This window comes from Spirosoma gilvum (genome assembly GCF_054776815.1).
Genome location: NZ_BAAHBH010000011.1, coordinates 1 through 21,816 on the forward strand (window position 1 = coordinate 1; position 21,816 = coordinate 21,816).

Genomic DNA, 21,816 nt, shown 5'->3' on the forward strand with positions numbered 1-21,816 from the left:
GAACCTACCTGGGCGAGTTTGAAGAATTGGTCTTACTCGCCGTTGCCCTCCTCGAACAACAACCCACTGGGGCTTATGGCGTCACCATCGCCGACGAACTCCAGCAACGTACTCACCGGACCACCTCTGTGACGGGGGTGCATGTGGTCTTGTATCGCCTGGAGGAGAAAGGGCTCGTTGGCTCGGTCCTGGGTGGAGCTACCCTGGCCCGGGGTGGACGGCGCAAACGCCTATTCACCCTGACGGCCGCTGGTCAGCAGGTGCTACGGGAGATGCGCCAACTCCGGATGGGGTTTTGGGAGGCTATACCCACTCTTTTCTATTCCTAGGCCATGAACAAGCCTTCACCCAATCCAACACCTCAGCCTGAGCGCCGAACGTCGGCCCGGCCGCCCCGCTGGGCCGACCGTCTGCTGAGCTGGTTGACGCCCCCTGATCTGCTGGAAGAGTTACAGGGAGATTTGCAGGAGCAGTTTGCCCAGCGAGTTGACCAGGTCGGTCCCAGGCGGGCCCGTTGGTGGTATGGTCTGGAAGCCCTGAAGGTCATTCGACCTTATTACCTACGCCGTCGAGTGACCAGCCTAGTCCACCAGCGAAAGGGGGGCTTCGCGCAGCAACCAGCTACCACACATTCCTACTTTACCAATCAACACCCTTCGTCACCCCTACTAAATCCTGACATGATCCGAAACTATCTCAAAATCGCCTTTCGCAACCTAGTCAAAAATGTAGGCTATTCGGCCATTAATATTGGGGGACTGGCCATTGGCATGGCAGTCGCCATTCTGATCGGGCTGTGGGTCCATGATGAATTGACCTACAACCACTACCACCCAAACCACGATCGGATTGCTCAAGTCTGGCAAAGTGATGTGAAGAGTGGAGAAATTAGAACCCGATACAATGTACCGCGCCCGTTGGAAACTGCGCTGCGAAATCAGTACGCTCAAGATTTCACCTACATCGTCATGAGTAGCTGGACGCTGGACGGTATTCTCGCTTACGGCGATACGAAACTGGTCAAAACGGGCAACTATATGCAGCCCGATGCGCCCGGTCTACTGAGCCTGGATATACTGGCCGGACAAAAACAGGGGCTACAACAACTTAACTCGATTATGCTGGCGGCTTCGACAGCGAAAGGTCTTTTCGGGACAGAAAATCCTATTGGCCGCATCATTCGATTCGATAATCGGCACGATCTGACGGTCACGGGTGTATATGCCGACATTCCAGTCAATAATTCGTTCCACACTACGACCTTTATCATTCCCTGGGAGCATTTGGTGGCCAATACGCCCTGGATTAAAGAAGCCGCCGATTCCTGGGGAAATAATTCCTTTCGGCTCTACCTCCAACTCGCCCAAAACACGACGATGGAGCAGGTAACGGCCAACATCAAAGACATCAAACTGAATACGAATCGGGCTGAATACGCCAAGCGTAATCCGCAATTCTTCCTGCTGCCGATGAACGACTGGTATCTGCGGAGCAATTTCGAGAACGGCCTGCAAACTGGCGGGCGCATCGAGATGGTATGGCTGTTTGGTGGTATCGGGGCTTTCGTCTTGCTGTTGGCCTGCATCAATTTTATGAACCTCTCGACGGCTCGCTCGGAAAAACGAGCCCGGGAGGTCGGCGTTCGAAAGTCATTAGGTTCGATGCGGAGGCAATTAATTACTCAGTTTTTAAGCGAGTCGTTCCTGGTGGTTACCTTAGCGTTTCTGATCGCCCTAACGCTGGTGCTGCTCACGATGCCGATTTTCAATACACTGGCGGCCAAGCAAATCGTATTTCCCTGGCAGAGCGCTTCCTTCTGGATAGCCGCTCTTGCCTTTATCTTGTTAACAGCCCTGTTGTCGGGTAGTTATCCGGCCCTATATCTGTCGGCTTTTCAGCCATTGAAGGTGTTGAAAGGAACGTTTCGGCTGGGTCGTTTTGCATCCTTACCCCGCCGGGTTCTGGTAGTGGTCCAATTCACCGTCTCCGTCACGCTGGTTATCAGTACGATCGTCGTGTTTCGCCAGGTTGAGTATACCAAAAACCGACCCGTTGGCTACGACCGGGGCGGACTACTATCCATTCCGCTGACAGAAGGTAAGTTTACGGGTAAGTACGAAGTTATCCGAAACGAACTGTTGCAGTCGGGAGCCGTGGTGGCCATGTCGGCAACCAGCGATCCAGCTACAGCGGTAAACTTTGGTCGCGGTGGTTTCCGCTGGGCAGGCAAACCTGTCGACTTTCAGGATAGTTTCGCCTGGGTCTGGGTGTCACCTGACTACGTCAAATCGCTGGGTATGAAAATCACCGCTGGCCGTGATTTTTCCACTGACTTTCCCTCTGACTCCAACGCCGTGCTCCTGAATAAAACGGCCGTCGCGTATATGGGCCTGAAAAATCCTGTTGGCACCCTTATTCGGGAGGATAATGACAAGAGCACGGCTCCACCGTTGCGGGTCATTGGTGTGGTCGACGACGTGGTGATGGAGTCGCCTTATGAACCTGTCCAACCGACGGTTTATGAATTTAATAAAGGCGCTGCCCGATTTTATAACCTGCGGCTGAATCCGGCACTCTCTGTTCAGGAAAGTCTAGCCAGGATCGAGCGGATTTACAAAAAGAACGTGCCTGCTCTCCCTTTTCAGTATGGGTTTGTGGACCAGGAATATGCCGCCAAGTTTTCAGCCGAAGAACGAGTTGGCAAGCTGGCCAGTATTTTTGCCTCCCTGGCCATCCTCATCTCGTGCTTAGGCCTGTTTGGGCTGGCTTCCTTCACAGCGGAACAACGAACCAAAGAGATTGGCATTCGTAAAGCACTCGGGGCGTCGGTGACCAACCTTTGGCAGTTGCTTTCTAAAGACTTTGTGGTGTTGGTCCTCATCGCCTGCCTGATTACGATCCCGGTCACTTATTACCTGATCAACAGCTGGTTGGGCCACTACACCTATCGCGTGGATCTGTCCTGGTGGATCTTTGGGGTGGCCATTGCGGGGGCTTTGCTGCTGACGCTACTGACCGTTAGCTTCCAGGCAGTGAAAGCAGCCATGATCAATCCGGTAAAAAGTCTGCGTTCCGAATAAATCTTCTAGTTGGCAACCCTAGAAAGCACCGAGCAATACGGTGTTTTTTTAGCTAAACTTATGCCCAAGTAGGCTAATTACACTGTGAACTAACGTGAACTATGAGGTTTAGACATTGATTTGTAGCTAATTAAATGTCGTAGGTACGGAATATTGGTACTGACCTTAATATTGTATTTTCCCAACTAAACTTCTCACAATTCGCCGTTGTAGTTTGAACCAGAATGCCGAATCGACCGATACGGCGGCTCGGCGATAGTATTTGCCCGATGAAAGAAGAACTCTGTAAACCGTAAGGACGCAATAAACGTAAAGAGTTAAGACCCCGGCGTCTACGCGTCCTTGCGGCTTGATTGAAGGTATTGAATATCCCGAAAGATATGTCCGCTGAATGACCAGCTTATCGCGTTACTTCAGGAGTATATTCAAACATTCCCAGACCCAATACTTCGCTGGTATGTTTGCGAAGCTCCTGACCAAGCTCAGGGTTTTGGGCCAGAATCTGTCCGTAGGAGGGGATCATTTCATTCAGCTTTTGCTGCCAGGCTTCCGACTTGAGTTGTTCGGGAAAACAGCGTTTTAGCAGGTCAAGCATAATCGAAACGGCAGTCGAAGCGCCTGGCGATGCACCCAGCAAAGCAGCAATGCTACCATCGGCCGCACTCACCACTTCGGTACCAAATTCCAGCACGCCCCCTTCTTCTTCGTCTTTTTTGATCACTTGAACCCGCTGCCCGGCAATTTCCAGTTCCCAGTCTTCCATTTTGGCATCCGGGTAGTATTCTTTCAGCGCATTCAGCCGATCTTCGGGCGACTGCATTACCTGCTGAATCAAGTATTTGGTCAGTGGAATATTATGCAGGCCAGCCATCAACATGGGGGCCATATTGCTCAACTGAATAGATTTGGGCAGATCCATATACGAACCGCTTTTCAGAAATTTGGTCGAAAAACCGGCATAGGGCCCGAACAGCAATTCTCGTTTGCCATCGATCATCCGGGTGTCGAGGTGTGGTACCGACATCGGTGGCGCACCGACCGACGCTTTGCCATATACTTTAGCCTGGTGTTTTTCAATCACTTCCCGATTCACGCACTTGAGCCACTGACCACTTACCGGGAAACCACCAAATCCGCGACTCTCAGGAATGTCTGATTTTTCGAGCAGCCGCAGTGAACCGCCACCGGCTCCAATGAACAAAAAGTTAGTCTGCACTTCACGTTCCTGACGAGTGGTTACGTTTTCGACCCGCAGTTTCCAGCCTCCCAGACTTTTGGAACGCCAGAGATCATGGACATCGTGCGCGAAATACAGCCGAACGCCCGGCATATCGGATAACCGACGGAACATGGCGCGGGTCAGGGCTCCAAAGTTGACGTCGGTGCCAATATCCATGCGGGTAGCGGCTACAGGTTGTGCCGGATCGCGGTCTTCCATCACCAGCGGTATCCAATCGGCTAGTTGCGCCGGATCTTCAGAATACTGCATTCCGTGGAAGAGGTAATTCTGCTGGAGAGCATCATAGCGTTTGTGCAGGTACTCGACATTCTCATCCCCCCACACGAAGCTCATATGCGGAATGGAGCGAATGAAATTTGGAGCATCGTGCAGAAAGTTATTCTGGATCAGATAGGCCCAGAATTGCTTCGACTGCTCAAACGATTCGGCTATTTTGATGGCTTTCGATACGTCGATAGACCCGTCTTCTTTTTCGGGCGTGTAGTTGAGTTCACAGAAGGCTGAGTGACCTGTTCCGGCATTGTTCCAGGCATCGGAACTTTCGGCGGCTGCACTGTCCAGACGCTCGTAAATTTCAATGGTCAGATCGGGTTGTAACTCTTTCAGTAGCACGCCCAGCGTGGCACTCATAATTCCGGCGCCGATCAGAATAACGTCGGGACCTTTCTCGGTAGATTTTTTACGCTTCGCCATGATAATTGGTTGGCAGGTATGTATTCCTTATTGCTACAAATTTGAGATTCAGCTTGTTCAACGCACTGAATCTTTCCTAATTTAGTCCCATTAAATCTGTAGAATATAATGAATCTGATTAAACGGCTTTGAAGATCTTTTCAAGGCATTTAACCGTAATCAGGTACGTTGGTTTAACCCCCAGTGTGCCCAGACTGCCCGAAGCCAATGTGGCACCCGTAAGCAGCGGATTATCGGAGGCATAGTAGGCGTAACGCACCTTAACGTTAGCCGGTACACTGCCCCGAATTTTCGATTGAGCCTGTATAGCTTTCTGATAATGAGCCCCTTCCATCTCCAGGCCAATGGCGTCCCAGGATGAATTGCGGAAATAGCTCAGAACGTCCTTATTTTGGAGCGATGTGCCCAGCACCGTGATCATAGCCCCTTCGTAGACCGGAATGCCGTTGCCTTCAAAATCCGTTTTACTGAAGTCATTATCAAGGGGATAGTTATCGGCTGTGCCCTCAAAAATGTGTGATGTTGGAATCATCAGGTCACCTTTGCCGCCCGTCAGGATACCCGCTTTGCCGATCACCGAAATCGACGCTACGTTCAATGGGGCCGTTACCTCATTATGTTCGTAGGGTTTCAGCAACTCGTCCATCGTTTCAAAGGCCTGCTCGCCAAAGGCATAGTCCATGACCAGCAACAAGGGCTTCGTTTCCCGAATGTGTTTGGCGTCGTGGCTGATTTCGGTCGGTAATTTTTTGGGGTCTAGCTTCGCCGTGTCGATGAGTTGCACGAGCAGACTGGTTCCGGCCAGATCCTCCAGAAAGTGCATGCCATGTTCCTTTGCGTAGGTAGTCACTTGCTTACGAAGATTCCGCTCGGCTGGCAGACTGAGTTTTAGGGCCAGATCATACAGATTATCCCAGGTAGTGGCGTCTGATAAGGCTGCGGAGGCATAAAGACAGTTCATCACACTATGGGGATTGGCGCTGATGATGTGAATTGGTCGTTCCTGTAAGTTATGTTCCCAGATATATTGCTTTATACGCGTGGCCCAGCGTTCGCCATAGAGGTGTTGCCCAACTCGTTCGCGGAGCATTGGTGTGAAGTTGATTTCCCTGGCTATTTTCGGCTCCACAAGCTCCCGAATCGATACGCTACCCAGCCCGTACACAATCTGAAACAGACCACTATTCGTACCCGCATTTTCCTCAAAACGCTGATAAGCCTGTTGCGTTTCTTCGAACGTACGTCCCAGAATCGAGCTGAGGTACATCAGAGCCAGTTCGCGTTCATCGTCGTTGACCATACCGCCCGACTGTACAATCGCTTCGAGTTTCTCCCATTCGCGGGTGCGGCTACCCCGTTCCTGAAAGGCGTTGCGTCGGATTTTGTCGGCTTCCATAAACATAAACGTCAGGTGGGTAAGGATGTCGTAGATTTCGCTACGGCCATTCGTTACTTCAATCACCATCTGCTCGTTGTCGATACGGTAGCAATTCCGGCGACGCTTGGCGGGAACCAGTACCGGGAAATGCGAATGCTCAAATCCTTCGCGTGAGGCCAGGGAAATAATTCGGCAGGACTCGATTCCTTTGGGCAATCGGTCCATAACATACACAAGGCCATCGAGTTCAACGCGCTGTGGATCGCCAACCAGACCGTAAATTTCGGGTTGGAGGGTTAGCAAGGCCCGGCGGATTTCTTCGCCCGAAACCCCAGATGGTTTATAGAATCCCCGATTGAACAAATGCCGCATGGTAATATACAAACGTTCAATGGCCACGCGCGACTCCTGAGCGCGGGTAAGGGGAGGAGAAGGAACAAGATTCATGAATAAGACGTGAAATAAGTTTGGCAAAGGTACGGGGAAGAGGTTTGATGTTTCAAGTTTGCTGACGCTTATAACTCGTGCGTCAGCCAACCTGAAACAGCCAACTTGAAACTTGAAACTCTTTTCTCGGTACTTTTGGCGAATGAAAAATCAGATACGGCGAGTTGGTTGGATTGGTATGTGCTGGCTGATGCTGAGTCAGTCCATCCAGGCTCAGCCAATGCCAATTGCCCCAGCAACGACTGATCAGTCGGGTATTAATCAGGGGCGGTTTATTGGAGTACTGGTCGGTACGGCGGCTTTTTACACGGTTACGCTGCTTATGCTTCGAAAACAGTGGTATAAGAAAAAAGTGCCGTTTCACAGCTTTAACGACAATGCCGAATGGCTCCAGATGGACAAAGTGGGTCATGCTGCAACGGCCTATTGCATGAGCCGGGGCGGGTATGAACTGATGCGCTGGAGTGGCGTCGACGAACGGGCCAGTATTCTGACAGGTGGTTTACTCGCCCTTTTATTTCAAACGACACTCGAAGTGTATGATGGGCACGCGGAGGGCTGGGGGTTTTCGAAAGGCGATATGGTCGCTAATATAGCCGGAACCGCCCTGTTTATGGGGCAGCAGTATGGAGCGGGGCAGCAGGTGGTGAGTTTGAAGTATGGGTTTCGGAAAACGATTTTCCCACCCTATCGGCCTAATCTGTTGGGAAAGTCAACCGGTCAGCAAATGCTGAAAGATTATAACGGTCAGCAATATTGGTTGTCGGTCAATCTGGCATCAGTGCTTCCAGTTGGCCCTGATTTCCCGAAGTGGCTCAATCTTGATTTCGGTTATAGTGGTAGTGGAATGATTGGCGGGCATGAGAATCCCAAAGTCGTTGATGCTGCCGGCCATGAAGTGACGTTTACCCGATACCGACAGTTTTTTATCTCACCCGACGCCGACCTGTCCCGAATTGGTACGTTTTCTCCCTCACTACAACGCTTTATTGGTACCGCCCAGTTTTTCAAAATTCCAGCCCCGTCGCTCGAATTCAACCGTATAAAAGGGCTTCGTTTTCACCCGTTGATCTTGCCAAAAGAGTGAAATCGGACCGCCGAAGCGGAGTGAAAGAGCGAAAAAACTACCCAGCATCGGAAAGTTTCGCTCATTCACTCTTTCACTCATTCACTCTTTATAACCGCCCTCCACCAATATCGAAGCCTAGCTTGATTCCCAGATAGGCATTTTTGCTGTCGATGGTTGTATTGGTTAATTTATTGGATGTGGTCGGAACGGCATTGTATTCGGCGGCAACAACAAAGTGCCCTGTTTTAACACCCGCCCGAATCATACCGCCAAATTTGGTTTCAGCAGCCAGTGTTACATTTTTAGGGGTCTGCCCATCGATAACAGTAACAGTACCAGCCGAAGCAACGCTATATACACCAGCGCCTAATCCAATGAAAGGGCGTGTATTGCCTTCGCCGAATAAATAGTTACCGGTTAGCAGATACGAACCGAAGGCTCCTACATCGCCAGTAACCGTGTTGTTATTACTGACGATTGCACGAGCAACAACCGCCCATTCCATCCGAAGGCCAAGGTCAATGTTGTCGTTGATGCCATACTTTGGCTCAATGGCAAACAAAACTCCACCCGACACCCCCGAGGCTAGTGGTTTGGCATAGCCTAACGACAGGTTTACTTTAAACGGTTTGTAGGTTTGAGCACTAGCCGACAGGGCTGCCAGCATGAATAAAGAAAAAAAGTAACGCTTCATTGTGTAGTAAACAAATTGTATGTACTACGCTATGACGATAAGTGCTGGCAGAAAGTAACCAAAAATGTTTACTAAATAGTAAATTACGTGTGTTTATGTACTGCTGTTGTTTCCTGTAATCACGAAGACATAAGAGGCCCCAAAGGATATTTACACTTGGTAACACCTAGCGTCTATTGCGTCTTCGCGGTTAAATGAAAGCGTAATTGATTGGTAGTGCCTATAACCCGATAAACACTACCTTATTTCATCTCACCGGGAGTGACCATGATACCTTTTTTGCGATTCTGCCGCAAAACAGTCAGTTGAGTAAGTCGCCCAATAGTATCGTCAGTAAGGAATCGATGGAGGTCATCGACCGTAGCAATGGGCTGGCCGTTGAACTCGACAATAATATCACCCTCACGCATTTCGCTATTTCCGGCTATGCCATCTGGCTCTACACTAACAACCATAACACCCGATTTTGTCGTTAGCTGATTGTATTGCTTGATGCGTTCGGTGAGGTTGATGAGTTGCCCGGCAATGCCCAGATAACCCCGACGAACCCGACCGTGTATGATCAGTTTACCAGCCACCAGAGCAGCCAGATTCGACGAAACGGCAAAACAGATGCCCTGAGCTGGTAAAATAACGGCGGTGTTGACACCAATAACATCGCCATTCGAATCGACGAGCGGTCCACCCGAGTTACCCGGATTTAAGGCAGCGTCAGTTTGAATCACATCGTCGATCAAGCGGCCCGACTCAGAACGTAAGGTTCGGCCAAGCGCACTAACCACCCCGGCAGTCAGCGAGTACTGGAAGCCGTAGGGGTTTCCGACCGCAATGGCAATCTGCCCTACCTGCACTTGTTTCGAGTCGGCAAATCTGATGGCTTTGAGCCCATCGGCGTAAATCTTAATAACGGCAATATCGGTGGCTGGGTCCCGCCCGATCAGCGTCGCTTCGTATTCGTTAGAATCGGGTAATGAGACATGAATCGTATTGGCACCCGCCACAACGTGGTTATTGGTAATAATATAGCCATCGGTTGAGATCACAAACCCGGAGCCAGTGCCGCCCTCGGATTCACCCCGGCCTGGTGAACGACGCCCTGGAGGATTGTTTTTGGGAGCGTCCTGAGTAGTAGAACGGCCACTTACCTTGATCTGGACGACAGACTGACTAACCTTTTTCGCAACATTGACAACTGTATTTGAATAGGCATCCAGAAGTGCCCCGTCCTGCGAGGCTGTGCCCCCTGTGTGCGATGACGCTTCCGAAAATGTGATGAATTGCGTTTCCATACATAAAGTTGGTTCAGTGATTCTATAAGCGATCACACGATCTGTTCCATATTGATTTTCATGGCTATTAGCTAAATTTTATCCGTCATTTTGTCATTTTTAACGAAGTGAAGTATAGCGCGATGTTTAAAAAAGCCATTACTTTGTATAATACTCGGTAAAAATGGCAGATTCAACCTATGTCCTTTGAGGAATATTTAGTTCAGAAAAAGATCAGTGTTGAGCAGTTTCGACAGGCCGAACCGGCATTATTTGAAGAATGGCAACGCGAATTCATGCAAATGCATCCGGAAAGCTTTACCGCTCAGAAGAAATTTCTTTTGAATGATACTCGAAGAAAGTACCTTGTCCGTTAAAAATGTATTAAACAATCCGAAGGCCGGGTTGTCGTATTTATTTAAAACTCAACATTATTTCATGAGCCTTACACTAGGAGAACTGCGAGGCATAACAGATGCTGTTCTAAACGCCCTTAAGGCACAAGGTATTAGCGATGCCGATTCGCTACTTGAAGCAACCCGGACCCCTGAAGACCGCAAGTCACTGTCATCAGCGAGTGGCGTTGATTCAAAAGCCATTCTGGAACTAGCCAATCGCGCTGACCTGGCACGCATCAAAGGAATTGGTCGGGTTTATAGCGACCTCATGGAAGAAGCTGGAGTTGATACGGTGAAAGAACTGGCTCAACGATCAGCCGACAACCTACACGCTAAACTGATTCAGATCAACAAGGTGCGGCAATATACGCAACGCCCTCCTTCAGTTGAGCAAATCGGTGATTTTGTCGAACAAGCCAAAAAGCTACCCAGAATGCTGGAATACTAAAAAGAGTAACGAATAAGCAAAATCCGATGAGCTGAGACGGATCGCTATTCTCGAAAATAAAGTGATACCGACTTAGCTAAAATCGTCGGGTTTACAATAAACACTCTCTTTTTACCAACAGAGCTACCCAACAGGCGTCACTGCCTTAGTGACGCCCAAGGGTTTTCTTTTCCATTAATCAACGTAAAGTCGATTGGTGGTCATCTTCACAAAGGCTTACGCTTTCGGTTCGCGTAAATAGTTTTCCAGACGATTTTCTAATTCAGGTTGGCTAAGATTGGTATATAGCTCACCGTTCAATGCCAGCGACAGCCGCCCACTTTCTTCAGAAACGGCGATCACGGCCGCATCAGTAGCTTCGCTCATGCCCAAAGCCGCGCGGTGGCGGAAGCCCAGGGTAGCAGGCAGTTCATCATCTTCCGAAACGGGTAAAATGCAACGGGCTGCCCGAATACGACCTTCACTGATAATTACAGCACCATCGTGCAATGGGCTGTACTGGCTGAAAATGGCCAATAACAACGGTTTGGACAGATCAGCATCTATAATTTCGCCAGACTCAACGAATTTTTCTAAGTCATCATTTTTCTGAAGCACCAGCAAACCACCCGAAAATTCGCCACTCAACGCTTTGCAGGTATCCAGAATGGGTTTGAGGGGCGTTTGGGCGTCAATAAGTTCTGGATTGCGAAGAAACCACCGTTTGACCAGACGGCTATTGGTCAGGTTAGTCGATTTGCCGATGAGTAGCAGAAAGCGCCGGATCTCGTGCTGAAAAATGATGATCAATGCCAGGGCTCCCACACTAATGAAATACTCCAGAATGGTCGTCATCAAATTGAGACCAAGGGCTTTCACCAGTAGATAAGCGAGATAAACCAACAGATAGCCCACAAAAACCCGGCTGGCAACGCTCCCGCGAACAAGATTATAAATCTGATAGATAAGTAGGGCTACCAACCCAATATCTAATAAATCGAGCCACCCGATTTCTAAAAACCCCAGGCGAAAAGCCAGCATGAATCAAATAAAGAAAGTTGACGGGCTAAATATAAACAGAATTAAGTACTTGGACAGGCTGATTTATTGTTTCAAGTTTCGGGTTAAAGGTTAACCTCTTATGTTGGCTAGCCTCAAACTTGAAATCTGAAACAATAAATAAACCGAGGTAAGTGTCTAAATAGTAGTCGTTTGGCCCTCGGTTGCCAGGTAGGTTTCGGGGAAAATTGCTCGGGCTTCTTCCAGAAACAGATCGTATTGTTTGTAGCGCGACGAGAAATGGCCAATTAGTAAACGGCCAGCTTGTGCCTGGGCCGCAATCAGAGCGGCTTGCCCAGCCGTTGAATGGTATACCTCGGCCGCCCGTTGGAGATTGTCCTGCAAAAAGGTTGCTTCGTGATACAACAGATTCACTCCCTGAATTTGTAGGGTTAGAGCTTCCACGTAGCGGGTATCTGAGCAGAAGGCGTAGGAGCGGGGGGCAGGTGCGGGTTCCGTATAATCAGCCGCAGCATAAAGAATCCGCCCGTCGGCATCTACAATATCCTTTCCTTCTTTAAGCTGTTTCAGGTAGGCGATGGGAGCATCGGCCGGTAGCTTCTCGCGCAGTAAGTGGGGTTTGGCCTGCTTTTCACGAAACAGATAACCCGTACAGTCAATCCGGTGCTGAAGCGGAATCGACTGTACCGTCATCAACGAGTGGTCGAGTAACAGAGTCGGCTGGTCGGGGTCAACGGCCTGGAAGTGAAGCCGAAAACCCAGCCGAGAATCCGAAACGCGGAAAATGGTGGTCAGTACCTCATCCAGGCCTCGTGGACCAAACAGGTACAAATCTTCCGTGCGTCCAGCCATATTGAGCGACGACAGGAGCGGGGCCAGCCCAAAATAGTGATCGCCGTGGAGGTGACTGATGAAAATATACCGAAGCCTTCCTGGTCGAATGCGTTGTTCCAGCAGCCGATACTGAGTTCCCTCCCCGCAGTCAATCAAAATATATTCGTTGCCGACGGTCAGGAGTTGGGCCGTTTGGTGGAGTTTAAGCGAGGGTGTGGCCGAGCCGGCTCCCAGGATAGTTAGGGTAAAAGGAATATGGCTCGGACGATGTGGTTCCGATTCATGGATTGTTTCTACATGCATTAGGGCCTGATTAGGCTTCGACACTGCCTCCGACATCATACTCATCATCTGCTTCACTTCGGAAGTCATTTTCCAGTTCATTCATAAACACAGCGTCGATGGCTTCTTCCACTGTGGGTAGAATGGTCAGATCGCTTAGACGGGCCTTATCCAGAAACGTGATCAGATCGTCGTCTTTTGTAACAACAACCAACAAACCCTGTTCATTGGTGCATTGACGACTTATTTTTCGGATCGTTGAAACGCCAGCCTGATCAATTGACTGAACAGGAGCCATGTCGATGATGATGTTGCTATAGCCTTCCCGAAAAAGATTTCGGCTAAGTGTTTCAAAGTCAGTTGTTATAGCCTCTCCAAATTGATTCTCTGTTAATCGGATCAGGGCGTATTGCTCGTTTTTCTCGATGCTATAATTCATAAATCTTCAATTTAGAATGATAGAATGATAGAATGATTGAATAGGTTAAGTTATTCAATCATTCTATCATTCTATCATTCAGTCATTCTAAATTAGTTTATCGCTTGTTGTATATTGGTTTCGATTCGGACGAGTGGATCGGTTGTTTCATCGGGTAGGAAACGTTGACCCGTCACGGTTTCAAACAATTCGATGTATCGTTTGGTGATCTGGCTCACCCATTCGTCCGACATGGGTGGTACGGTTTGGCCCGTTTTCCCCTGAAACCCGTTTGAAATAAGCCATTCTCTAACGAATTCCTTCGATAATTGTTTTTGCGATTGTCCGACCTGCTGATTTTGTTCGTAAACGTCCGCATAAAAATACCGCGACGAGTCGGGCGTATGCACTTCGTCGATCAGGTATACTTTGCCATCCAGATTCCCGAACTCATATTTGGTATCGACCAGGATCAGTCCCTGTTTGGCGGCCATTTCGGTACCACGGGCAAACAGAGCTAGTGCATACTGTTCTAACTGGACATACTCGCTTTCGGGCACAATACCCCGGCTCAGAATTTCCTCGCGACTAATATCTTCATCGTGGCCTTCGTGCGCTTTGGTCGATGGAGTAATAATGGGAATTGGCAACCGATCATTTTCCCGCAACCCTTCGGGTAATGCTACGCCACACAACGTACGGTGCCCATCGCGATACTGCCGCCAGGCATGACCCGCCAGGTACCCACGAACCACCATTTCAACGGCATAAGGCTCGCATTTAAGCCCGATGCTGACGTTTGGGTCGGGAACGGCAAGGAGCCAGTTCGGGACAATATCGGCGGTTGCTTTCAGAAAGTAGGCGGCAGTCTGATTCAACACCTGCCCTTTGAACGGAATAGGACGAGGAAGGACGACATCGAAGGCCGAAATACGATCTGAGGCAATCATGACCAGTTTATCCGAAAATGAGTAAACGTCCCGAACTTTTCCGCGATAAAATCCCGTCTGACCGGGGAAATGAAAATTGGTTTCCTGAATGGCGTTCATTTAAGAAAGTTTTGATGTTTCAGGTTTCAAGTTGCTGACACAAGAGTGGGCTGACGCGTCAGCAACTTGAAACAGAAACCTGGAACCTGAAACATAATATTTGCTACAGTTTTTCAAGTACAATCGCCGAAGCACCCCCGCCCCCGTTGCAAATACCAACTGCTCCATAGCGACCGTTGTTTTGCTGCAGAATATTCGTAAGGGTGGTAACAATCCGGGCTCCCGATGCGCCCAGCGGATGGCCAATCGAGACCGCTCCACCGAATGCGTTCAATTTTTCCTGGGGTACGTTCAGCACCTTGCTAAACGCTAGAGGCACTACGGCAAAAGCCTCATTCACCTCGAAGAAATCAATGTCGTCCGTTTTTAACCCGGCCCGCTCCAGCGCGAGAGGAACAGCTTTGGTCGGTGCCGTGGTGAACCATTGAGGCTCCTGCTCGGCATCGGCATAGGCCAGAATTCGGGCCAGCGGTTTCACGCCCAGCTCATCGGCCTTTCGACGACTCATAACCACTACCGCTGAAGCCCCATCGCTGATGGGAGACGAACTGGCGGGGGTTACGGTACCGTCGGGTGTAAAGGCGGGCTTCAGCGTTGGAATTTTGTCGTAAATGACATTTTTATATTCTTCATCTTCCGTTACCGTCACGGTTCCTTTGCGACCTGGCACATCGACAGGCACGATTTCGGCACTGAACCGGCCTGTTTGGGTACTGGCTTCCGACCGGCGATACGATTGTACGGTATAGGCATCCTGCTCCTCCCGGCTAATGGCATACTGTTTGGCCGTTTGATCGGCAAACACGCCCATAGCGCATTGATCATAGACATCGACCAACCCATCCCGAGCCAATCCATCGACCAGTTCGGCATTACCGTATTTGTAGCCAAAACGTGCTTTAGGGACATAATAGGGCGTATTGGACATACTCTCCATGCCCCCCGCCACGATGACATCGGCCTGACCCAACTGGATAGCCTGAGCTGCCAGCATAATGGCTTTTGTGCCCGACGCACATACTTTATTGATGGTTGTACACGGAATGGTGGCAGGCAGACCGGCTTTCAGAGCGGCTTGTTTGGCCGGGGCCTGTCCGACATTTGCCGATACAACATTGCCCATAAAAACCTCCTGTACCTGCTCCGGTTGTACACCAGCGCGGGCCAGGGCTCCCCGAATGGCAGCAGCACCCAGATCAGTAGCCGACAGGGTAGATAGAACTCCCCCGAAACTGCCGATTGGTGTGCGGACCGCAGAAATAATGACGACTTCGTTCATAGGTATCTATTGATTACGGTTTACCACCGATTCCCGCTCTCTTTGGGTGCTGGACCTGCCTGACGAGCTGAGCGAGTTAACGCATATGGCAAATCATCGCCACGCATAGCATCCAGCAGTTGCAAAGCCTGTTCTTCGCTTAGATTCAAGCGACGAAAACGACGTAACAACTCATCCTGTCGGGCCGATCGCTCGACCTGTTGCCCCATTGGTCGGGGTTTGTTGACGAGTTGTGGAGCTTTCGTGGATGATTTACGCTTTGGCCGATTTTGCGGTGGTTTTCCCGAGTAATATCGTTTTATGAGTTCAAAATTATACCGGGCCGATTCATTATCCGCATTTTCGAGCAAAGCCTGGCGAAATAAAGTTAACGCAGAGGCACTGTCGCCTTCCAGACAAGCCAGAACACCTAACTGCGTAGCGGCTGCCGTTCGTAAGTCATGCCGATCGGTCTGAAGCAGTGTTTCATATTGCGACTTGGCTTTCGCGTACTGTTTTAGTTTAAAATACGAATGGCCAAGATTTAATCGAACGGCGGGATCGATTGTGGAGGTACGTTGACTCAGGTATGTATAAAACGTTATTGCGCGCTGGTAGTTGCCCGACTGATAGGCGAGCTGAGCTTCCTGACGAGCCTGATTATTTCGGGATATCTGGTTCAGGGAAATCAGTTCATTTAGCCAAAGCCAGGCTGCAACGAGTAAATAGATCATACATGCGTCAGATCCTAAGATTTCGAAGGGGTTATACATTCTATTTAACGGATAGAACGAATAGTGCCGCTAAAATCTGAGCCAAAAATAAGGCGAAACGTTGAGACTCGCTTACAAACGGAACGTTCGAATAGCGATAAGTATATCGAGCGCCACCAAACCCAGCGCTGCCAGTAGAAAATAATAGTATTTATTGGTGGCTACAGCAATGCGACGCTGATCGCTGGTACCCCCTTTCAGAGATCGTAAGATCCCGGCCAGTTCATTGATATAACGCCCATTTGCATCGGCTTCGACGTACTGTCCCCGACTATCGCGGGCGAGATCCTGTAAGAAGGAACGGTTTAGCCGACTTCGAACGATCTGGTGATTATCGTCGCGTACAAAATCGCGGCCCTGCCGAATGGACGAACCTGTTTCGCTGCCTACACCGACCGCAATAATGGGCATACCCTGCATACGCAGGCGAATCAGGCTGCTACGCTCACATGGCCCCGAACTTTCACCATCACTAAAGAGAACAATAGCCTTTACCGTCCGCCGGGTCGATGGGTCGGAGAGTAACTTTTGCTGAGCCAGTTCAATGGCATTACACAGATCCGTTCCGCCCGTTGGCGAAATACTGGTATGTACTTCGCGGATAAACTGTTTGAGGGCGTCCTGATCGGCCGTGAGCGGAGCCAGTACAAACGGGCTGGACGAAGCCAGAATAAGCCCGAATCGATTGGCTGGCAGGGTATCGCACAGTTGCTGGATGTCGTATTTTACCCGTTCCAGACGCGTTGGCACAACATCATTGGCATCCATTGAGCGAGAAATATCGACAATCAGAAAGGCATCGTGGCCCGATGTAGTGAAATCAACGACAGCTTCGCCAAACGAAGGACCGAGCAGCGCTATGATCAATAAGGTAAGGTAACTTCCCCTTAAAAAAAATTTAGGAACAACACCCCAGGCCGATGTATTGAGCTGTCCAGCCAGCCGAAATGTGCGCCAAACGTAGAATGCATATAGGCTTATGAACAGCGTGATGAAAAAAAAATCTGTACGGGCAAAGGGGTATAACCAATTCATGAAAGCGAGTATCAGGCTGACACTGATGAAGTTGGGGGGATAGCTGTCAGCAACCAGCAGGGCGAAATTAATAATTATGAAAAGATTTTTTCATTTCCCTCTTGACGAAAACGTATAATAGCCCTATCTTTGTGTCCCAATCGTTCAGGAACGGACGAATTGACTACGGAGAGATGCCTGAGAGGCCGAAAGGAACAGTTTGCTAAACTGTCGTACTGGTAACGGTACCGAGGGTTCGAATCCCTCTCTCTCCGCAGGAAACAAAGGGATACAGAATACTGTATAACTTGATTACTCACCACTCGGGGTGTAGCGTAGCCCGGTATCGCGCCTGCTTTGGGAGCAGGAGGTCGTAGGTTCGAATCCTGCCACCCCGACACAAAAAACCGTCAAATCATCGAGATTTGGCGGTTTTTCTTTTGTGCCCTGCATATTGGCAGTTTTTTGGTGGCAAAAAACGGATCAGTTTTAAAGGATCAAATCCAAAAGTTGTGGAGGGCGTTGTATTTTCTAGGCTTGTGTAATCAAATCCAGCCGTTTGAGAGAGGCTCTAAGATCACGCTATATCTTTTATAAGATGGATGTTGTAGGAAGTACGTTCGACATCTACGCCATCCTTCGCTAATTCTAAGGCTATAATTCGGATATATTGTTCAGCCAAGCCCTGGGTCAATTTATCTAGTAGCGCCTGATTAACTTCAATCGTAAATTTTAGTTTTAATTCGATCTCGTTTGTTTCCATAATCAATATGGGAATTTAAGGGTTTTCTGAAACGATTGCTTGAGTTAGTTCAAGCAATCAACTTTTCAAAGTAACACTATCACTTCCATATAATTGTGAAGTAGATTGAAATCTTTCTCTTCCTCTCTTTATCTCATTTGTTAACTTTTACTTGACTATGTACGCTATGCAGGGCCGACTGACCATTCAAATTCTAGCTTATTCATAGCACCGAAAACGCTGAGCAGGTTTATATTGATAAGCTAATGGCTGAAATTCTGTTACTATTGATTTTGATTAACCCAAGTGGTGCAGTTGTTACTCGTTGAAATCTTTTTGTTGAACGCATAATACGTTGAGTATTTAAGTTGCCCTCCGCAGTTTGCCGCTACGTTCACGATCAGTCGCTGGTAATTAGTCGCCAAACTATCAGGAACAACGAATGTATTAGCGGCAATCATCTTGATTTTCTCATCCTTAGGTGTCCATCCCATAATTCGACTGGTGTCCTTTAGGGCATAAATCTCCCAGGTAAAGCTTAAAGGACTATCGCCATAATTACTGGCTGTCAATCGCAAACCGTTGCCAGTATAGCATTCTGAATCGACCGTAACCTGTTGAGGCTGGCCGCAGGGGGATGAGTTTTGATCAGTACAGCTTCCGTTGCTAATTAGAGCTGTCACTACACTTACGATAAGAATTTTTGGCGTTTTCATAACATCGCTGAATAAGATTGCCTATAAGAGCAAACTCAACGATAAAAGGTTGGAAAGCTGATTGTAGAGGGAATCTAAGATGAGAATAGTCGAGTAGAGCACCTATAGGCCAGAGCTACCTGACAATTCTCAGCTTAGGTTCCCCTCAAGGGGTGGATAAGCCGCCTACTTAACTAGCTATACTTACTCAACTGGAGTTAATTGCATCCCAATTTGTTGGTACATGCTAAGGAAGTCATAGCTATTCCAGGCTTCCGCAATTTTTCCATCTTCAACGCGTACCATACAGATTCCTGGAAAAGTCACGGGTTTGTCAGAGGCTGTATGGATGGCATGAACCGTCGTACGGGCCGATTCAACATCATCCTGACTAATGACGTCATCAATGTCTACTTTAATAGTGTGAAACTGACTTCTGAAATCCCGGAAGAACAGTTTAAAACCTTCTGCCCCTCTAGGGTGATCTTCGGTAAAAACACCCTGAGCGAAGGCATCGGAAGTCATCAGTCGGTCTATAGCAGTTTCATCATCATTGTTCCAGACATCCTGAAACCATTTGTGCAGAAGGGTTGTGGTGGTGTTTCTCATGTAGACAGTCAGATTAAGGTGTTAGTAAGGGTGATAAAAAAGGGAGAGCGGTTCAAGTAAATATAGAGCCATTTAGTCAGATTAAGCAATGCCGTTTGATAGAAATGTGCTCGTAATCAGTAGCTTCAGTGTCTGCCTTTAATACCGCCTGTATGTATAAGCCTCCATCTTTTATGTCATATCGATTATCGTAACTGCGAATATTATAAACAAACATCCCTGCCACTCTTGCGAATAGCAGGGATGTTTGTGGTGAACGAAAGCGATTTACTGGTCAATCATTTCGGCATCGGCCAGAATATAGTTCAGTTCGTAAATATTGTCGGCGTTCAATTTGAGGGTACCCCGGAAGGTACGGCGCTCGTCGGTCTTGAACTTCTTATCCGATTTCTTGAATTTCAGCGACACTACCGATTCCGGACCTGCGCCACCACAGAAGAAACAGGCACTGTAGGGGAAAGCTGATAGAACATATACGTTTGTTTCGAGGTCGACCGGTAGCACATAGCCGGTTAATTCAACCGTTTTGCCGTTTAGTTTCTGAATGCTTTGACCGAATGTTGGATACAGCATGTACACCGACTCTTCGGCATACCATTTCTTCTTAAAGGTAACATCGCGCAACACTTCCCACGATAACTTGACGGGCTCAGCAGCAACGGAAGGAACGGCTTTAGACTTAGTTAGCTCGACGGGCAACTTAGCAGGCCGAAAAGCCGAAGTTACGAGCGATACGCATAGGAAAGCGATGACGATACGGTTCATGGCGTTGAAAGACTTTAACGATAGAAACTAATGGTAAAACTACAAAAAAGATTACTTTTATAAATCATTTTGACTTGATTACGCTGTTCAGTGGCCGATTTACTTCACGATAACACAAAAGACGGTTCGGTAATTCCCGTTCGGTTCACTCGTTTATACATAACGATGTTTTTAATCCTGGCCGTTCTGTTGACCGTCGGACAGGGACTTTCGCAATGGCGGTTCAGCGTCATTGAAAATGAAATGGGTGTGATCCGGCAAACGGCGCTTCAACGGCACCAGAGCCAGCAGATTGTGAAACAGGTTCTCCAGATAACCGATGCGGGCGAACAGGCTAGTTTTGAACAGAATGTGGCCGAGCTGAGGCAGTTGTTTCCTGTTTTTGAACGCTACCACTTAGAAACCCGCGAAGGCCGTGCCAATAGTCGTGAGGTGAAAATGGTCTACTCCGACACTGTAAATCGATTATATGGCGATATACAGCCCCAGTTTGAAGCGTTTCAACAAAGTGCCAATCAGATGATGAAACTACAGCATTTTGAGGAGGTGCGTCGGCCCGATGTACAGGCTAGCCTCCGGCTGATGCTGGCCAACGAAAAACCGTTTCTGGAAAAAATAGATCGCATTGTCGTGGTGTGTAACCTGGAGCTAAGGGCCAAACTGACGCTGCTGCGGACCATTGAATTTTACTCCTATATTTTCACATTAGTTACCTTAGTGGCCATTGGCTTACTAATTTTCCGACCAGCCGCCCGAAAACTAAAACAAACGTTTGATCAGTTAGTAGAGGCTGAAAGTCGGACTACAGCGGCCAATAAGAAATTACTTAGTGCCAATAAATCGCTGAAGGAAACCCGGCAGAAACTATTTGAAGCGACCAAACTGCAGTACCAGCAACAGATCGATGACCAGAAACTACGAACCTCATACCTGATTGCCGGTCAGGAAGAAGAACGTAAACGACTTTCGCGTGAACTTCACGACGGACTGGGTCAAATGCTCACCGCTATCAAATTGCAGATTGAAGGACTCGAAGCTGTACTGACTAAGATGATCATTGGCGAACAAAATGGCTCAATCCCCTATACAAAAAATCTGAAAACATTAAAAACGCTGGTTACCCAGACGATTCAGGAAACCCGGACAATATCCAATAATTTGATGCCCAGCGTATTAAGCGATTTTGGAATTGTGCCAGCCATTAAAATGTTGGCCGAACAGGACAGAAGTGAAACAATAGACGTTACATTTAAAACGAATCTGACGACAGATATGCCTCGTTTAGATAAAAACGTGGAGATTATGTTATACCGGGTTACTCAGGAAGCGGTCAGTAATGCGGTGCGACATGCTAAACCATCTCATGTGCATATCGAACTAAAGGACCGTGGAAACTCTTTACAATTAGTAGTCAGTGACGATGGAACAGGGTTTGACGTGCCCCGTGCCAATCAGCCTAATGAGTTGATGAAACCCATACTGGATGCTGAACATACACGGATGGCAAAGTCCCGGCCACCATCGCAGGGTCTACATAATATATTAGAACGTACTAAGCTCGTCAACGGTAAACTAAAAATTAATTCAATACCCGGAAAAGGTACTAAACTACAGATTAGCATTCCCTACCAAACGCATTTTGCTCAACATGACACCTACTAAA

Annotated in this window: 21 protein-coding genes and 2 tRNA genes; 8 read left to right on the forward strand and 15 right to left on the reverse strand. The window is 48.5% G+C overall.

The genetic code is table 11. The features are described 5' to 3' along the window. The coding region (locus tag ACYVFD_RS25780) for a PadR family transcriptional regulator (protein WP_461093393.1) at nt 1-329 on the forward strand (329 nt) is incomplete at its 5' end. A gap of 3 nt (nt 330-332) precedes the next feature. Further along, entirely contained in the window at nt 333-3,080 is a 2,748-nt protein-coding gene (locus ACYVFD_RS25785; protein ID WP_461093394.1) for an ABC transporter permease, read from the forward strand. A 400-nt stretch (nt 3,081-3,480) separates the two neighbouring features. Here ACYVFD_RS25785 and ACYVFD_RS25790 read toward each other — a convergent pair whose 3' ends face one another. Both ACYVFD_RS25790 and ACYVFD_RS25795 read right to left on the reverse strand, forming a co-directional pair. Continuing rightward, nucleotides 3,481-5,013 carry a malate:quinone oxidoreductase gene (locus tag ACYVFD_RS25790; protein WP_461093395.1) on the reverse strand — a complete coding sequence of 511 codons (1,533 nt, stop codon included), beginning with the start codon at nt 5,011-5,013 and terminating at the stop codon, nt 3,481-3,483. A gap of 118 nt (nt 5,014-5,131) precedes the next feature. Further along, nucleotides 5,132-6,838, reverse strand: coding sequence for a DUF6909 family protein (locus ACYVFD_RS25795; protein ID WP_461093396.1), 1,707 nt, complete (start codon nt 6,836-6,838; stop codon nt 5,132-5,134). Between the two features lie 142 nt (nt 6,839-6,980). Between ACYVFD_RS25795 and ACYVFD_RS25800 the strand changes: the two genes are divergently transcribed. Next, nucleotides 6,981-7,925: a DUF2279 domain-containing protein gene (locus tag ACYVFD_RS25800; RefSeq protein WP_461093398.1), complete on the forward strand. Its 945-nt coding sequence runs from the start codon at nt 6,981-6,983 to the stop codon at nt 7,923-7,925. An 88-nt stretch (nt 7,926-8,013) separates the two neighbouring features. Here ACYVFD_RS25800 and ACYVFD_RS25805 read toward each other — a convergent pair whose 3' ends face one another. After that, a complete protein-coding gene (locus ACYVFD_RS25805; protein WP_461093399.1) occupies nt 8,014-8,601 on the reverse strand; it encodes an outer membrane beta-barrel protein in 588 nt (195 codons plus the stop codon). Between the two features lie 242 nt (nt 8,602-8,843). Then, entirely contained in the window at nt 8,844-9,890 is a 1,047-nt protein-coding gene (locus tag ACYVFD_RS25810) for a S1C family serine protease (protein WP_461093400.1), read from the reverse strand. A gap of 179 nt (nt 9,891-10,069) precedes the next feature. On the opposite strand from ACYVFD_RS25810, the gene ACYVFD_RS25815 reads away from it, so the two are divergent. Next, complete coding sequence (locus ACYVFD_RS25815; RefSeq protein ID WP_461093401.1) at nt 10,070-10,246, forward strand: hypothetical protein; 177 nt, start codon at nt 10,070-10,072, stop codon at nt 10,244-10,246. 61 nt (nt 10,247-10,307) lie between these two features. After that, a complete protein-coding gene (locus ACYVFD_RS25820; protein ID WP_461093402.1) occupies nt 10,308-10,715 on the forward strand; it encodes a DUF4332 domain-containing protein in 408 nt (135 codons plus the stop codon). A 216-nt stretch (nt 10,716-10,931) separates the two neighbouring features. On the opposite strand, the gene cdaA is transcribed toward ACYVFD_RS25820, so the two are convergent. From cdaA to ACYVFD_RS25855, 7 genes are all read right to left on the reverse strand, one after another. Beyond that, on the reverse strand, nt 10,932-11,735 hold the full coding sequence (cdaA, locus tag ACYVFD_RS25825) for a diadenylate cyclase CdaA (RefSeq protein ID WP_461093403.1): 804 nt from the start codon (nt 11,733-11,735) through the stop codon (nt 10,932-10,934). Between the two features lie 156 nt (nt 11,736-11,891). Then, a complete protein-coding gene (locus ACYVFD_RS25830; RefSeq protein ID WP_461093672.1) occupies nt 11,892-12,851 on the reverse strand; it encodes a ribonuclease Z in 960 nt (319 codons plus the stop codon). 10 nt (nt 12,852-12,861) lie between these two features. Then, a complete protein-coding gene (locus tag ACYVFD_RS25835) occupies nt 12,862-13,269 on the reverse strand; it encodes an STAS domain-containing protein (RefSeq protein ID WP_461093404.1) in 408 nt (135 codons plus the stop codon). A gap of 92 nt (nt 13,270-13,361) precedes the next feature. Then, nucleotides 13,362-14,297 (reverse strand): phosphoribosylaminoimidazolesuccinocarboxamide synthase, encoded by a 936-nt coding sequence (locus ACYVFD_RS25840; RefSeq protein WP_461093405.1) that lies wholly within the window; start codon nt 14,295-14,297, stop codon nt 13,362-13,364. A gap of 103 nt (nt 14,298-14,400) precedes the next feature. Next, nucleotides 14,401-15,576: an acetyl-CoA C-acyltransferase gene (locus ACYVFD_RS25845; RefSeq protein WP_461093406.1), complete on the reverse strand. Its 1,176-nt coding sequence runs from the start codon at nt 15,574-15,576 to the stop codon at nt 14,401-14,403. A gap of 20 nt (nt 15,577-15,596) precedes the next feature. Next, nucleotides 15,597-16,289 (reverse strand): tetratricopeptide repeat protein, encoded by a 693-nt coding sequence (locus ACYVFD_RS25850; protein ID WP_461093407.1) that lies wholly within the window; start codon nt 16,287-16,289, stop codon nt 15,597-15,599. Nucleotides 16,290-16,400: 111 nt separating this feature from the next. Further along, nucleotides 16,401-17,363, reverse strand: a complete 963-nt coding sequence (locus ACYVFD_RS25855; protein ID WP_461093408.1) for a vWA domain-containing protein — start codon at nt 17,361-17,363, stop codon at nt 16,401-16,403. Between the two features lie 167 nt (nt 17,364-17,530). Here ACYVFD_RS25855 and ACYVFD_RS25860 point away from each other — a divergent pair. Continuing rightward, nucleotides 17,531-17,617, forward strand: a tRNA-Ser gene (locus tag ACYVFD_RS25860). Between the two features lie 49 nt (nt 17,618-17,666). Next, a tRNA-Pro gene (locus ACYVFD_RS25865) sits at nt 17,667-17,740 on the forward strand. Nucleotides 17,741-17,919: 179 nt separating this feature from the next. Here ACYVFD_RS25865 and ACYVFD_RS25870 read toward each other — a convergent pair. The 4 genes from ACYVFD_RS25870 to ACYVFD_RS25885 all read right to left on the reverse strand — a co-directional run bounded on the left by ACYVFD_RS25870 (nt 17,920) and on the right by ACYVFD_RS25885 (nt 20,153). Further along, nucleotides 17,920-18,105, reverse strand: a complete 186-nt coding sequence (locus ACYVFD_RS25870; protein ID WP_461093409.1) for a hypothetical protein — start codon at nt 18,103-18,105, stop codon at nt 17,920-17,922. A gap of 263 nt (nt 18,106-18,368) precedes the next feature. After that, complete coding sequence (locus tag ACYVFD_RS25875; protein ID WP_461093410.1) at nt 18,369-18,800, reverse strand: hypothetical protein; 432 nt, start codon at nt 18,798-18,800, stop codon at nt 18,369-18,371. 183 nt (nt 18,801-18,983) lie between these two features. After that, on the reverse strand, nt 18,984-19,388 hold the full coding sequence (locus ACYVFD_RS25880; protein WP_461093411.1) for an ester cyclase: 405 nt from the start codon (nt 19,386-19,388) through the stop codon (nt 18,984-18,986). A 267-nt stretch (nt 19,389-19,655) separates the two neighbouring features. Next, nucleotides 19,656-20,153 (reverse strand): DUF3299 domain-containing protein, encoded by a 498-nt coding sequence (locus ACYVFD_RS25885; RefSeq protein ID WP_461093412.1) that lies wholly within the window; start codon nt 20,151-20,153, stop codon nt 19,656-19,658. A gap of 165 nt (nt 20,154-20,318) precedes the next feature. Between ACYVFD_RS25885 and ACYVFD_RS25890 the strand changes: the two genes are divergently transcribed. Then, on the forward strand, nt 20,319-21,815 hold the full coding sequence (locus ACYVFD_RS25890; RefSeq protein ID WP_461093413.1) for a sensor histidine kinase: 1,497 nt from the start codon (nt 20,319-20,321) through the stop codon (nt 21,813-21,815). The last annotated feature ends 1 nt before the right edge of the window (nt 21,816 follow it).